The sequence below is a fragment of the Thermococcus litoralis DSM 5473 genome, from assembly GCF_000246985.2.
GTDB classification, from domain to species: domain Archaea; phylum Methanobacteriota_B; class Thermococci; order Thermococcales; family Thermococcaceae; genus Thermococcus_A; species Thermococcus_A litoralis.
Genome location: NC_022084.1, coordinates 846,374 through 859,406, shown reverse-complemented (window position 1 = coordinate 859,406; position 13,033 = coordinate 846,374). Strand labels below are relative to the sequence as shown.

At 44.0% G+C, this 13,033-nt stretch carries 14 protein-coding genes; 4 read left to right on the top strand and 10 right to left on the bottom strand.

The features are described from left to right. Positions 1–65 precede the first annotated feature (65 nt). From pdxT to OCC_RS04660, 3 genes are all read right to left on the bottom strand, one after another. Entirely contained in the window at positions 66–659 is a 594-nt protein-coding gene (pdxT, locus tag OCC_RS04670; protein ID WP_004066069.1) for a pyridoxal 5'-phosphate synthase glutaminase subunit PdxT, read from the bottom strand. A 21-nt stretch (positions 660–680) separates the two neighbouring features. Next, positions 681–1,688, bottom strand: coding sequence for a pyridoxal 5'-phosphate synthase lyase subunit PdxS (gene pdxS, locus OCC_RS04665; RefSeq protein ID WP_004066067.1), 1,008 nt, complete (start codon positions 1,686–1,688; stop codon positions 681–683). A gap of 524 nt (positions 1,689–2,212) precedes the next feature. Continuing rightward, the gene (locus tag OCC_RS04660; RefSeq protein ID WP_004067592.1) at positions 2,213–2,971 is read right to left on the bottom strand and encodes a sulfide-dependent adenosine diphosphate thiazole synthase; all 759 of its coding nucleotides are present in this window, start codon (positions 2,969–2,971) and stop codon (positions 2,213–2,215) included. A gap of 91 nt (positions 2,972–3,062) precedes the next feature. On the opposite strand from OCC_RS04660, the gene thiC reads away from it, so the two are divergent. The 4 genes from thiC to OCC_RS04640 are packed head-to-tail and all read left to right on the top strand — an operon-like array spanning position 3,063 to position 6,524. Further along, positions 3,063–4,352: a phosphomethylpyrimidine synthase ThiC gene (gene thiC, locus OCC_RS04655; protein ID WP_004067594.1), complete on the top strand. Its 1,290-nt coding sequence runs from the start codon at positions 3,063–3,065 to the stop codon at positions 4,350–4,352. Continuing rightward, positions 4,352–5,011, top strand: coding sequence for a phosphoribosylaminoimidazolesuccinocarboxamide synthase (locus OCC_RS04650; RefSeq protein WP_004067595.1), 660 nt, complete (start codon positions 4,352–4,354; stop codon positions 5,009–5,011). Before thiC ends, OCC_RS04650 begins: the two co-directional genes overlap by 1 nt. Continuing rightward, the gene (locus OCC_RS04645) at positions 5,008–5,940 is read left to right on the top strand and encodes a formate--phosphoribosylaminoimidazolecarboxamide ligase (protein ID WP_004067596.1); all 933 of its coding nucleotides are present in this window, start codon (positions 5,008–5,010) and stop codon (positions 5,938–5,940) included. Before OCC_RS04650 ends, OCC_RS04645 begins: the two co-directional genes overlap by 4 nt. Then, positions 5,937–6,524 (top strand): IMP cyclohydrolase, encoded by a 588-nt coding sequence (locus OCC_RS04640; RefSeq protein WP_004067598.1) that lies wholly within the window; start codon positions 5,937–5,939, stop codon positions 6,522–6,524. Before OCC_RS04645 ends, OCC_RS04640 begins: the two co-directional genes overlap by 4 nt. A 2-nt stretch (positions 6,525–6,526) precedes the next feature. Here the strand turns inward: OCC_RS04640 and ribH are convergent, their stop codons facing one another. From ribH to OCC_RS04605, 7 genes are all read right to left on the bottom strand, one after another. After that, positions 6,527–6,988, bottom strand: coding sequence for a 6,7-dimethyl-8-ribityllumazine synthase (gene ribH / locus OCC_RS04635; RefSeq protein ID WP_004067599.1), 462 nt, complete (start codon positions 6,986–6,988; stop codon positions 6,527–6,529). Further along, the gene (locus OCC_RS04630) at positions 6,985–8,157 is read right to left on the bottom strand and encodes a bifunctional 3,4-dihydroxy-2-butanone-4-phosphate synthase/GTP cyclohydrolase II (protein WP_004067601.1); all 1,173 of its coding nucleotides are present in this window, start codon (positions 8,155–8,157) and stop codon (positions 6,985–6,987) included. The genes ribH and OCC_RS04630 overlap by 4 nt, the downstream gene beginning before the upstream one ends. After that, the gene (locus OCC_RS04625) at positions 8,138–8,707 is read right to left on the bottom strand and encodes a riboflavin synthase (RefSeq protein ID WP_004067603.1); all 570 of its coding nucleotides are present in this window, start codon (positions 8,705–8,707) and stop codon (positions 8,138–8,140) included. Before OCC_RS04625 ends, OCC_RS04630 begins: the two co-directional genes overlap by 20 nt. After that, positions 8,692–9,735, bottom strand: a complete 1,044-nt coding sequence (gene ribD / locus OCC_RS04620; protein WP_004067604.1) for a bifunctional diaminohydroxyphosphoribosylaminopyrimidine deaminase/5-amino-6-(5-phosphoribosylamino)uracil reductase RibD — start codon at positions 9,733–9,735, stop codon at positions 8,692–8,694. The genes OCC_RS04625 and ribD overlap by 16 nt, the downstream gene beginning before the upstream one ends. Before the next feature lie 106 nt (positions 9,736–9,841). Then, a complete protein-coding gene (nadC, locus tag OCC_RS04615) occupies positions 9,842–10,672 on the bottom strand; it encodes a carboxylating nicotinate-nucleotide diphosphorylase (RefSeq protein WP_004067606.1) in 831 nt (276 codons plus the stop codon). Positions 10,673–10,684: 12 nt separating this feature from the next. Then, on the bottom strand, positions 10,685–11,587 hold the full coding sequence (gene nadA, locus OCC_RS04610) for a quinolinate synthase NadA (RefSeq protein WP_004067607.1): 903 nt from the start codon (positions 11,585–11,587) through the stop codon (positions 10,685–10,687). Continuing rightward, entirely contained in the window at positions 11,584–12,981 is a 1,398-nt protein-coding gene (locus OCC_RS04605; protein ID WP_004067610.1) for an L-aspartate oxidase, read from the bottom strand. The genes nadA and OCC_RS04605 overlap by 4 nt, the downstream gene beginning before the upstream one ends. Positions 12,982–13,033 lie beyond the last annotated feature (52 nt).

The window sequence follows — 13,033 nt, the reverse complement described above, 5'->3', positions numbered from 1 at the left end:
CATCACCAAGAAAGTGTAAAAATTTGGGATTTTTAAGGTTTATTTTGGCATAAAAATGTTAAAAATCAGAAGGCTTTTCTAAGGAAGTATTTGTGGAGCCTTGTATCGTCGGTTAGCTCCGGATGGAATTCAAGCCCGATGATGTTCTCTTGCTCAACACCAACTATCCTGTCCCCAAGCCATGCTATGGGCTTCACCCTATCGCTTAAAAGCTCTACAATCCTTGGAGCGCGGATGAAAACTCCCACAAAGGGTTCCTCGCTGAAAGTCAGCTTTAGTGGTGCTTCAAAGCTGTCAACCTGTCTGCCGTAGGCGTTTCTATTGACCTTGACATCAAGGAGCTCTAAGAACCTCTGCTCGGGGGTTGCCCCGATAACCTCTTTGGATAGGATTATCAAGCCAGCACAGGTGCCCATTATTGGAGTTCCTCCCTCTCCGAGTTTTTTGATCCCTTCGAAGAGTCCGTTTTTAAGCATAAGCCTTGAGATGGTTGTGCTCTCTCCACCGGGGATGATTATAGCATCTATCCCTTTCAACTGCTCCGGCTTTTTGAGCCAGAAAACTTTTCCACTAATCCCCATTTGCCCTATAGCCCTTTTTGTTGCCTCTATGTGTTCACTTACAGCCCCTTGGACTCCCACTACTCCCACTTTGAGCATCCTCTCTCCTCCAAGGGAATGTCAGACTCCTCTTTCTTCTAAGCGAACGTCGAGCTTGGAAATCTCAAGACCCTTCATTGGCTCACCTATCTCCCTGCTAATTTCCGCAATAACGTCTGGCTCGTCCCAGTGATTGACGGCTTCAACTATTGCCCTTGCCATCTTTTCTGGATTTGAGCTCTTGAATATGCCGCTTCCAACGAATACTCCGTCCATTCCCATCTGCATCATCAAAGCGGCATCTGCTGGTGTAGCAACGCCTCCAGCGGCAAAGTTAACCACCGGAAGTCTTCCGAGTTTTTTGACCTCAAGGAGAATCTTGTAGATTCCCTCAACTATCTCCTGGTAGGTGTATTCCTCGTAGACGGGTTCGTTTTCTAAGACTCTCGGTTCAAGATTGCTTATCTCCCTTATCTCCAAGGCAAGCCTTAGATACGGTTCTGCGAACTTCTTTGCAACTGCGTAAATTCCTTCGTCTGTCATCCTTTGGAGCAGTCTTATGTTTTCATTTACAAGTCTAACGTGCCTTACCGCTTCAATGATGTTCCCTGTTCCCGCTTCTCCCTTCGTTCTTATCATAGCCGCTCCCTCCCAGATTCTTCTTACGGCTTCTCCAAGGTTTCTTGCACCACATACGAAAGGTACTTTGAACTTTCTCTTATCAACGTGGAAGTAGGGATCTGCTGGGGTCAAAACTTCACTCTCGTCAATCATATCAACACCTAAAGCTTCAAGGGCGAGAGCTTCGGCATAGTGTCCTATTCTTATCTTTGCCATAACTGGGATTGTAACGGCATCCATGATTTCCTGAATCTTCTCAACTGGTGCCATCCTTGCGACTCCACCGGCTTTTCTAATATCGGCTGGAACTTTGTGAAGAGCCATAACTGCAACAGCTCCAGCTTCTTCGGCTATTCTAGCCTGCTCTGCATTTGTAACATCCATTATAACGCCGCCTTTTACCATCTTTGCAAATCCCCTCTTCAGCCTTTCAGTTCCCTTTTGCTCAATAATTTCGAATTTCCCCATCTTCCTCACCTAAAGTTGAGTTTTTCAATTATATTCAAGCTAAAACTTGATATAAGCTTTGCGATTAAAAGTGGGAATAATGCAGGGGATAAATAAGAGAAGTGAAACTGACCTCCTCCCCGCCGTGAACGGCGAGATTTAGCTTTAACCCCTCGTCAAGTGCGGGAAGGTTTACGGGCGACTCATAACCTACTCGGCGTTACCACCTTTCGGTTCAGCCCGAGGGGACGGTCTTGCCCCAGTTACCCCTACCGCAAAGCGGATTGGGGTTATGGTTTGGATGTCAAACTTCAGTCTTTGACTGCTTGATAGGGCAGTTTTTGAAGACGCCTCACAGCGTCAACCACTCCAAGGCGGAGTGGTAACGTAAAACCTTGTCTCATCGGGTTTTTTGAGTGGCCTCTCCGAGGCCTTATTAAAAAGCCAAGACATTTAAGGGTTTCGTCCTTCCAAGGGCTGGTTTTCCAATTACTGCATCCCCGCCCTAAAGGACGAGGCTTTCAAAAGAAAAAAGTAATGAGAACTTACTCCTTAAGCTTTTTGAGGATCTCTCTGGCAGCTTTTCTTCCACTTAGGAACATTCCCCCGAATATTGGCCCCATTCTCGGAGCTCCACTTACTGCGTTGGCTGCCATTCCGGTGACGTATAGCCCGGGGTATATCTCTCTGGTGTTTTCTACAGTCAGCTTCTCTCCCATTTCGGCCCACATTGCACCTTCGCCTGGTATTTTCTCTATCAGTCCTCTTTTTAGGAGGTGTTGTGTTACCTGTGCTCCATGCCCAGTGGAGTCGATAACGTACTTTGCCTCTATTGTTAATGGATCAACATGGAGACTCGTCATTTTCACTGGCGTCCAGTTGATAACCACTCCGCAGACCCATCCTTCCTTTACCACAAGGTCTTCCACTTCTACCATGTTGAATATCTTAACACCCGCTTTAACGGTCCTGCTTGCCAAAGTTGTGGCCACTTCTACTGCGTCTGCGACATAAAGGCCTTCTCTGAATGGTTTGTAATTTATTCCAAGCTCATCTAGGATTTCTCTTGCCTCTTCCTGCACTACTATCTTATTGAATCCCATCCCTCCGCCCCAGATGCCACCGCCAATTGAGAGCTTCTTTTCAAAAATCGCCACCTTTGCTCCTCCTTTGGCGAGATAATATCCAGCTACCATTCCTGAAGGTCCAGCCCCCACTATGGCAACATCAAGGGTTAGGCTGTCCAAGAGCTCCTTCATGTAACTTTCCACTATGGCCCTGGTTATCTCAACGTCTTTGAGCATTTTCCCCTCACCCGTAAATCTTTTAAAACTCCAGTAAAAACTGAGTTTTGGAATTTAAAAACTTTATTATAACCAAGTTATGGTGATCAACATGAGCCAAATGGAGGAGGCAAGGAAGGGTGTAATTACTGAGGAGATGAAGTTTGTGGCTGAAAAGGAAGGTATTGACCCAGAAAAGCTTAGAAGGAGTGTTGCAAAAGGTTATACTGTAATTTTCCGCAATGTGCGTCACGATTGGGTAAAGCCCGTTGCCGTAGGCATGGGCGTGAGAGTAAAGGTAAACGCCAACATCGGGACCTCTAGAGATATAGTGGACGTTGAGGCGGAAATAGAAAAGGCCAAGATAGCAGTGAAGTATGGTGCTGACACAATAATGGACCTCTCCACCGGTGGAGACCTCGATGCCATAAGGAAGAGAATTATGAGGGCCGTTGACGTTCCTGTTGGAACAGTTCCAATTTACCAAGCGGCTGAAGAGATGCTCGCAAAAGGGAAGGCAATTATAGAGATGAGCGAGGATGATATGTGGAATGCAGTAGAGAAGCACTTTAAAGACGGAGTCGACTACGTCACCATACATGTGGGCGTAACCAAAGAAGTTGTTGAAAAAATGAAGCGCACGAAGAGAATAGTCGGCATGGTCTCTCGCGGTGGAACGTTTTTGGCAGCGTGGATACTCCACTGGGGAGAGGAAAATCCGTTCTACAGGAACTACGACTACCTTCTGGAACTTGCCAAAGAATACGATGTTGTTCTCAGCTTAGGGGATGGCCTAAGACCCGGTGGTTTACCAGATGCTGGAGATGAGCTTCAAATAGCCGAACTCTATACCATAGGAAAGCTTGTGAAGAGGGCAAGGGATTTTGGAGTTCAAACTATGGTTGAAGGGCCAGGCCATGTTCCGATAGACCAGATTCCAATGCACATAAAGATTGCAAAAGTCGCGACTGATAACGCTCCCTTCTACGTCCTTGGTCCAATTGTCACGGACATCTTTCCGGGCTATGACCACATCGCTGGAGCGATTGGGGGGGCAATTGCCGCTATGCACGGAGCAGACTTTCTCTGCTATGTAACTCCAGCGGAACACTTGGGATTACCGGATAAGGAACATGTTCGCCTTGGGGTAATAGCCACTAAGCTTGCTGCCCATGCTGTGAACCTAACCCGCTTTAGCGAAGATTACATGAAAGATCACCTCATGAGCCTTGCAAGAGGCTTCCTAGACTGGACAAGGCAGTTTGAACTAGCTGTTGACAAGGAGCGCTTTTTGGAAATTAGGAACAAACGGCCGACCTCAACCGAAGCCTGTAGTATGTGCGGGGATTTATGTGCGATAAAGCTCATAAACAGCATGCTTAGGGGAAAGGGTGAGGCTTAATGCGTTTAATTTACAGAGGAAAGACCAAGGATGTCTACGAGGACGGTGACTTCCTAATTTTTTACTTCAAGGACAGCCTCTTAGGTTTCAATGGAGAAGAAGACACGGGCGGGAACGAGGTAGTTGGAGAAAGAGAAGGCAAGGGAAGTGCTGTTTTAAAACAAGCGGAATTTTTCTTCAAACTGTTGGAAAAGAACGGCATAAAGACCCACTTCGTCGAGCGAATCGATAAAAGGAGAGCAAAGTTCCTAAAGACAGAAAGAATCCCCCTTGAGGTCATCTATCGCTTCAAAGCCTATGGCAGTTTCTTGAGGCGCTACGGAGAGATTGTCAAACCTCTTCAGGAGCTTGACATTGTTGAGTTCACACTGAAAAGTGATGCCCTTGGCGACCCTTTAATCTGCGAGGAGGCAATTGAAAAGCTTGGTATAGCCTCGAGGAAAGAGATTGAGGAAATGAAGAAAACGACAAGAAAAGTTGCCCAAATTTTGGGGGAATTCTTCAGAAACAAGGGGCTGGAGATATTGGACTTCAAACTTGAGTTTGGGAGGAGGAAAGGAGGGCTCTTAGTAATTGATGAAATAAGTGGCGATACGATGAGGGTAAAGAAAGATGGGAGGGTTTTGAAGCAGGAAGAACTTCTGGGGGTGATTGGATGATCGTCTCGACGATAGCCTCTCATTCTTCGCTTCAAATAGTCCAGGGTGCAAAGAAAGAAGGCTTCAAAACTCGCCTATATGTTTCCCCAAAGAGGAAGAACTTCTATTCCTCGCTCCCGATAATTGATGAGCTCATTGTAACGCCGGATATGAAAGCAATACTTGACGACGATGGGATAATAGTTCCACACGGGTCTTTTGTTGCTTATCTTGGCATTGAGGCAATTGAAAAAAGCAAAGGGAAGTTCTTCGGGAACAAGAGGTTCTTAAAGTGGGAGACAAAGTTCAATTTGGTAGATAAGGCACTAAAGAAAGCAAAAATACCGCAGGTCGAAGCAGTTGATTTGAGCGAGGTTAGGGAAGATGATCTCTACTTCGTCAGGATTGAGGGCCCCAAAGGAGGAAGTGATCATTTTATTGCCTATGGAAGAGAGCTTGAAAAAAGGCTTAGCGAAGTTAAAGAGCCATACAGAATTGAGCGCTTTATTGATGGTGTCTTTGTTTATGTCCATTTCTTCTGCTCCCCAATCTTGGAGAGGCTTGAGCTCTTTGGCGTTGATGAGCGGTTGGTAATAGCGGATGCAAACAAGAGGAGACCCTTCGAACCTCTGCCCTACACGATACTGGGCAACAAAAGCATAGCCTTGAGAGAATCCCTTCTCCCGGAGCTCTACGACTACGGTCTGGCGTTTGTTGAATCCATGAAAGACCTTGAGCCTCCAGGGGTTATAGGGCCATTTGCCTTGCACTTTGCTTACGATGGCGAGTTTAGGTGCATAGGCTTTGCCTCACGCATAGACGGTGGAAGCAACGCCAAACACTGGTACTCCTCGCTTTACTGGGGTGAAGAAGTCATGATGGGCCAGAGAATTGCCAAAGAACTTTGCTTGGCATTGGATGAAGGCCGCTTAGAGGAGGTGATAACTTGAGGTACGTTGGGAGGATGTTGGGGGTTGGGCTGAAGGATGGTAAGCCCTTTGCCTTTTATCGCCTTAACTCTCGCTCATTTCCGGATAGGAAAGCTGTGATAAAAGGAGATGAGGTATACATAGTGAACTTAACTGAGACGGAAAACCCCTACGTGAGCTATCCGGTGGTAAAAATTCTTCCAGACTATGCAGTTGTTAGCAATGGCTCTCACACAACCTTTATAGCCCAAGCACTCGAGTGGGAGAGCCCAAAAAAGGCTCTGATTCATGTGTTAGATGCTATGGATTATGAGCGTGATGAATATAATACGCCAAGGATTGCTGCGATAATCCAAAGGGACAAAGATTGGGCATTTTTGGGTTTCGCGGGAAAAGATGAGTTCTGGGTCAAAAGGGTTACGCTCGAAGAAGGTAGGACATTTTTCATAGCAACCTACAACGTTTATGGTATTGAAACGCTGAGCTTAGACTTTAAAGATGAAAAGGATCTTGCAGAGAAAGTGCTTAGACTAGAGTTTGCCCACCCGGTTCTGGCAATTGGAGTCGTTGATGGTGGAGATAAATTCAGAATTGGAGTGAAGTAGCTTTAGGAAATCTTTTTTATCTCTTTATTCAAATTTGCCATTTCCAAAGTGGTCAGAGCATATTCAAAGCCCTTGTTTAACTTTATTCCTGCCCTGTCAAGTCCTTGGATTTCATCGTCTACTGTTATAACGCCAAATATCACGGGCATTTCGTAGGTTAAGTTTATATGGGCTACTCCTTTTGCAACTTCATTGGCAACGAGCTCAAAATGATATGTTTCCCCTCTGACAACGGCTCCTAGGGTTAAAATGGCATCATAGCGTCCTTTCTTAGCTAGTTCTTTTGCGACAAATGGGATCTCAAATGCTCCCGGAACTTTGAAGATATCTATATTCTCAACACCATGTCGTTTAAAACAGTCTAATGCCCCCTCTAGAAGCTCTCTGGTGAGCAAATCGTTAAATCTGCTAACTATTATTCCAATTTTTAACCCTTCACCCGTATAGTGTCCCTCATAAATCATTCTTTCCCCTCCAAAAGAGGCTTTAAATTGTGTCCAAGCTTGAGCATCTTAGCTTCTAAATAAGGTTTGTTAATCTCGTTAACTTCTCCAAAAATCGGAATAACCTCAACAACCTCTATCCCGAACTCTTCCAAAGCTCTAACCTTCCTTGGATTGTTCGTCAAAAGCTTAACTTTTGAGATTCCTAAGGATTTGAGCATCTGGTAAGCGACGCTAAAGTCTCTCTCATCTTCCCGAAAGCCGAGCTTTTTGTTTGCTTCAACAGTGTCAAGACCTTTGTCTTGGAGTTCATAGGCTTTGATTTTGTTTTTTAGGCCTATACCTCTCCCTTCTTGCCGCAAATAGAACAGAATTCCCCCTTCATTGGCTATCATCTTTAGCGCATTGGCTAATTGACTTCCACAGTCGCACTTAAAGGAAGCTAAGGTATCACCCGTTAAGCACTCAGAGTGGAGCCTAACAAGAGGTGCTTCTCCCAAAGGCTCCTTAACTATTGCTATGTGATCCTTAAAGTCCAGCTCGTTATCAAACGCTATTATCTCAAAATTACCGTGATGAGAGGGGAGTCTAGCTCGCGCATGAATCTTGACGAAGCTCTTTCTTTTGACGACCTCTTTCCAGACTTCTCTAATTGTTACTATTGGGAGGTTATGCTTCTCTGCAAAGCTCCTTATGAACTCAAAGTTGTGGGAATTTCCTTCTTCATCTAGGAGCTCAATTATTAGCGCGTATCTTTTAAACCCGAGCATTTCCAAGAGCTCAAGTGAAGCCTCTGTGTGTCCCTTCCTTTTATTTATGCCTACCGCTCCTAAAAGGTGCAAATGGCCGGGATAGCGAAAGTGCTCTATGCTTAGCCCCTCGGCAATTTTCTTTGCTGTTAAAGCCCTCTCTTCCGCGCTAATTCCTGTAAAAGTCTCCTTATAATCAACAGTTATTAAAAAATTCGTCTCGTTGTCTTTTGAGGGAAGCTTAAAGAAGCCTCTCCTTAAAGCTTCCTCTTCATCTATAGCCAGACAGAGCATCCCTCTAGCTTGGAGCATGAAGTTTAATGTTTGGGGAGTTATTATTTCAGCGGGATAAACCAAATCTGCCTCAACTTCTCTATCTTCGTCAATTAGAACTATTGGTTTACCCTCAAGAATGCTTTTCCTAAGCTTTTCCAAGTCCATATTTATCACCCAAAATATCTCTCAAATATCTTGCAACAACGTCTATCTCGTAATTCACTTCATCCCCAATTCTGAGGAACTTCAAGTTGGTGTTTTCCCATGTGTAGGGGATTACCTGAACCCAGAAGTGGCTCTTCTCAACTTTGGCAATCGTTAAGCTTATCCCATTCAGGGCTATGCTTCCCTTCTCCACTATGCCGAACCTCTCCTTGGGCATTTCAAAGGCCAGCCAGTAAGTATTCCCCCTCCTTAGAACTCTCCTCAGCTTTAGGGTTCCATCGACATGTCCAGTAACCAAATGTCCATCAATTCTATCTCCAAACTTTAGGGCTCTTTCAAGGTTAACGAGCTTTGCTTTCGCAAGATTAGTTTTCTTTAGAGTTTCCTCACCAACGTCAAATATTATTCGATCTCTAATTTCACTCACCGTTAGGCATGCTCCATTAACGGCAACACTGTCGCCTAGGTTCACATCTAAGACCTTCTCCACGTAGAGCTTTCCCCTTGAGTAGCGTGCCTTTGCAACTTTTTCTATTATCCCTGAGAACATGGCATTGCCTCCACGTAAAAGCTGTCTCCAAAGCTTTCAAACTTAAGAAACTCAAGCTTAAAGGCGTCATTAACGTCGTTAACTTTTAGACACTCAAATGGAGAAATTCCTTTTCCAAAGAGCTTGTTCCCATAAAATAAATGTAGCTTATCTGCAAAGGGCAAGAACTGGCATGCTATTTTTCCTCCCTCAATTAAAATGCTGTCTATTCCCTTTTCGCCAAGAATCTTTAGTATTTTTTCGGGATTCGTTTCTCTAATAACTTCTGCATTTCTCCACTCTTTTTCACTCTCAGTGAAGACTATAACTTTTCCCTTCTTAAAAACCCTAAAATTCCCATTGGCAGTTAGCCCATGCCTATCGAGAATTACTTTCACCTTTTCACTGCACCCTTCTATTCTGCAAGTCAGCCTTGGATCGTCCTTGAGGATTGTATTAGCTCCAACCATTATCCCCATGTACTTTCTTCTAAGCTCTTGCACTTTCCTCCTTGCTTTTTCACCGGTAATCCACTTTGAGGAAAAGCTTCTTGTTGCTATGAAGCCATCTAAGGTCAAGGCAAGCTTTATTGCTACAAAAGGTATTTTCGTGGTTATGTACTTAAGAAACACTTCATTTAGCTTTCTTGCATCCTCTTCAAGGACACCAACTTTAACATCAATGCCTGCTTTTTCGAGCTTTTCAATGCCTTTTCCATTCACCATTGGATTGGGATCTTTCATTGCTACTACAACTCTCGAGATGCCCTCTTCTATTATTCTATCTGCACAAGGTGGCTGCTTTCCCCAGTGAGAGCAGGGCTCCAAAGTAACGTACATTGTTGCTCCTTCAGGGGAATACCCCTTGCTTTTTGCGTCTTCTATGGCGTTAATCTCTGCGTGCTTCCCTCCAAAATATTGGTGGTAACCTTTGCCAATTATCTTGCCGTCTTTGACTATAACTGCACCGACCATTGGGTTCGGGTTTACTTGTCCTTCACCCTTCTTGGCGAACTTTAGTGCCAGTCGCATAAAATGCTCGTCTGTCATAGGGCATCATTGCTTTAATGGTTGTTCCAAATTTAAAAAATTTTGTTCCAAAAATGGAACACGTTTAAAATAAAATACGGGGCAAACTTTAGTCATTTAACCTCTTTTAATCTTTCACAATCTCCAGACTCACGTCAAAGTTCTTCACACTATGCGTTAAAGCTCCAAGGCTTATGATATCGACATCGAGCTTCGCATAGCTTTCAATGTTCTCCTCGCTTATGCCACCGCTCACTTCTATTTTTACTTTTTCTCTCAATTCTTCGCGCTTTAAAGCCTTGAGAATCTCTTCGATTTGCTCCGGTGTCATGTTGTCAAGCATTATAACGTCTGCACCTGCTCTAGCGGCTTTTAAAGCATCTTCAAGGCTTTCCACTTCAACCTCAACAACCTTGTAAACACTGAACGCTCTTGCCTTTTTAATGGCCTCCTCCAAAGACACCAAAGCAAGATGGTTGTCCTTTATAAGAATTGCATCACTTAAAGAAAATCTATGAGGCTCACCACCACCTAGAATTATTGCTTTTTTATCTAAATCTCTTAGAAGACTTTTTCTAGTACCTGCTACTCTGATCTTTGGATTAATACCTTTGATCTTCTCAACGAGCTTTCTTGTTTGGGTTGCTACACCACTCATTCTTCCTATAATGTTCAATGCTGTTCTCTCAACGAGTAATATCTTCCTTGCGTTGCCCTCAAGTTCCATTAAAATCTGCCCTTTCTCAACCTTTTGCCCATCTTGAGCTCTCTGCTTAGCCTTAACCCCAAAATATTCGAACAACATCTTTGCCTCTTCAAGACCTGCTACAACACCGCTCTGCTTTGCTATGATAACTGCCTTAGTGTTCAAAGTCTTTGGAATAATGGCATCACTTGTTATGTCTCCAAAAGGGGAATCCTCTTCTAAAAAACGGAGGAGATATGAAAGGGAAATCATGAAATCACCTTCCTAATCACTGAGTTCAAGCATTCTTTCAATTGCCCTTCTTGCTCTCTCCGCTATTTCTTCAGGAACGGTGATTTCATATTTTTCATCTCTCAGGGATTCATAAATGTGTTCGAGTGTCACCGCTTTCATTCCGATGCAGAAGGTGTCTTCCCTTGCAGGATAAAACCTCTTGCCGGGATAGACCTTTTGCAGCCTATAGCACATCTCTTTCTCAGTAAACACGACCCATTCATCATGCTGGCATGCGTTTTTAACCATCCCACCCGTTGAGACTATTAAATCTGCCCTTCTCTGAACTTTTGGTATGCATTCAGGGTGAACCATTAGCTTTGCATTAGGATAGAGCTTTTTGACTCTCTCAACATCCTCAGGTGTGAATTTTTTATGGACGTAGCAGTGCCCTCCTTCCGGAATTGGTATGATATTTTTTCCAGTGCGCTCTGCAACGTAGTAGGCAAGGTTGTTATCTGGACCAAAGATTATTGTGTCAGCATCAAGTTTTGCAATGATCTTAGCAGCATTGGCCGATGTCACTATTACATCAGCATATGCCTTAGTTTCAGCGGTCGTGTTAACATAGAGGACTACCGGGGCGTCTGGATACTTTTTCTTAGCTTCAAGGATGTGTTCCACTTTTAGCATATTGGCCATTGCGCATGTTGCCCTTCTTGTTGGGAGAAGCACTTTTTTGGTGGGGTTTAAAATTTTAGCAGTTTCGGCCATAAAATCAACGCCGGCAAAAACTATAATATCTGCATCAACATTCACTGCCTTTCTTGCCAGTTCAAGACTATCTCCAAGGAAATCAGCTATATCTTGAATTTCTGGGAGCTGATAGTTGTGGGCCAAAATTATGGCATTCTTCTCTTCTTTAAGTCTCATGATCTCTTCCACTAAGTTCATAACATACACCTCCCGTTAAAGATGCTGTGTCGTTCAAATTCTTTTCTCATAAAGGGATAATCCTCCCTGTAGTGAACACCGCGGCTTTCTCTTCTTGCCAAAGCACACTCTAAAATACCTTTTGCCAAAAGCTTAATCCTTTCATCGATCTCTACTTTTTTCAGTTCTTTCAATCCTTCTATGAGGTTGTTCTCGCTCCTCACAATTCCAGCATATTTCCAGAGAATTTCTTTAACGCTTTCAATGTCCCCAGGCTCTTGAGTTGTGTCCCTAACTTCCACGTTTTCCCCTTTAGGCTTGTCTCTTACAATTGTCCTAGCAACTTCAAGTCCGCTAACTATGCACTCCAGGAGAGAGTTGCTCGCCAATCTATTTGCTCCATGGAAGCCGTTGTTTGCTGCCTCCCCAATTGCGTAGAGGTTTTTGATGTTGGTTCTGTAATAAAGATCCACCTTTAGGCCGCCTATGGAGTAGTGAGCAATTGGAGTTACTGGGATTAAGTCTCTTTCTGGGTTTATGCCCTCTCCCACTAAGAAACTGTAAATCTGGGGGAACTTTTCTTTAAAGTTTTCAATTCCCGTGGCATCTAAATAGACCCTTCTACCGCTTTTTATCTGTTTGTAAATTGCCCTTGCAACCACATCTCTTGGTTCAAGCTCACTGACAAAGCGTTCACCATTTTCATTGACAAGCTTTGCCCCAGCTCCCCTCACGGCCTCACTTACGAGCTTTACTCCATTCCGTCCGATAAAACCTGTTGGGTGAAACTGGACAAACTCCAGATCACTTGCTAAAACCCCTTTCATTATGGCATCTCCAGTGAGAGTGCCTAAGTTAAGAGGGGAACCAGCAGTGTATTTAAAGAGAGCTGTGTATCCTCCCGTTGCTAGAACAGTCGCATCAAAGTTCAGGAATTCTCCATTTAGAAATACCCCGTAGCATTTTCCATTTTTTATGCCTATTGAAGAGGCAATTCCATCTATGAAGTGAACACCGAGTTCTTTTGCTCTTAAGTAAAGAATCTTTGTTATGTGCTTTCCTGTTTCATTTTTGATTGTGAAGACCCTTGGAAAACTGTGTCCTCCTTCGATCTCATTTCCTTCAAAGGTCAAGCTCAAAGAGAGTAGAAAATCATAAGCCTCACTGGATTTTGAGATAACCGCCCAAACAACCTCTTCGTCGCTCAGGTATCTTCCCACTCGAATTGTATCTAGGACGTGTGATCTTATTGAGTCTCCTTCAAGAATAGGGAGAGCTACTCCTGCCTGAGCCAGGTAGGAATTTGTTTTATCTATCCCTTTTCCGATGAGAGTGACTTCGAAGCCCTTTTTTGCCAATCCTATTGCTGCAGTAAGGCCCGCTATCCCATCCCCTATAATTCCTATTTTTGTCATATGTCTACCCGAACAAATGTTCGGTAGTCAGGTTTTAAAGTTTTTGTGTAAA

Bases quoted from the DNA above. Each gene is read 5' to 3' on its own strand.
- OCC_RS04645 (WP_004067596.1), top strand. From the start codon at position 5,008: ATGATCGTCTCGACGATAGCCTCTCATTCTTCGCTTCAAATAGTCCAG.
- nadC (WP_004067606.1), bottom strand. From the start codon at position 10,672: ATGATTTCCCTTTCATATCTCCTCCGTTTTTTAGAAGAGGATTCCCCT.
- OCC_RS04660 (WP_004067592.1), bottom strand. From the start codon at position 2,971: ATGCTCAAAGACGTTGAGATAACCAGGGCCATAGTGGAAAGTTACATG.
- OCC_RS04630 (WP_004067601.1), bottom strand. From the start codon at position 8,157: ATGGACTTGGAAAAGCTTAGGAAAAGCATTCTTGAGGGTAAACCAATA.
- ribD (WP_004067604.1), bottom strand. From the start codon at position 9,735: ATGACAGACGAGCATTTTATGCGACTGGCACTAAAGTTCGCCAAGAAG.
- pdxT (WP_004066069.1), bottom strand. From the start codon at position 659: ATGCTCAAAGTGGGAGTAGTGGGAGTCCAAGGGGCTGTAAGTGAACAC.
- thiC (WP_004067594.1), top strand. From the start codon at position 3,063: ATGAGCCAAATGGAGGAGGCAAGGAAGGGTGTAATTACTGAGGAGATG.
- pdxS (WP_004066067.1), bottom strand. From the start codon at position 1,688: ATGGGGAAATTCGAAATTATTGAGCAAAAGGGAACTGAAAGGCTGAAG.
- OCC_RS04605 (WP_004067610.1), bottom strand. From the start codon at position 12,981: ATGACAAAAATAGGAATTATAGGGGATGGGATAGCGGGCCTTACTGCA.
- ribH (WP_004067599.1), bottom strand. From the start codon at position 6,988: ATGATTTATGAGGGACACTATACGGGTGAAGGGTTAAAAATTGGAATA.
- nadA (WP_004067607.1), bottom strand. From the start codon at position 11,587: ATGAACTTAGTGGAAGAGATCATGAGACTTAAAGAAGAGAAGAATGCC.
- OCC_RS04625 (WP_004067603.1), bottom strand. From the start codon at position 8,707: ATGTTCTCAGGGATAATAGAAAAAGTTGCAAAGGCACGCTACTCAAGG.
- OCC_RS04650 (WP_004067595.1), top strand. From the start codon at position 4,352: ATGCGTTTAATTTACAGAGGAAAGACCAAGGATGTCTACGAGGACGGT.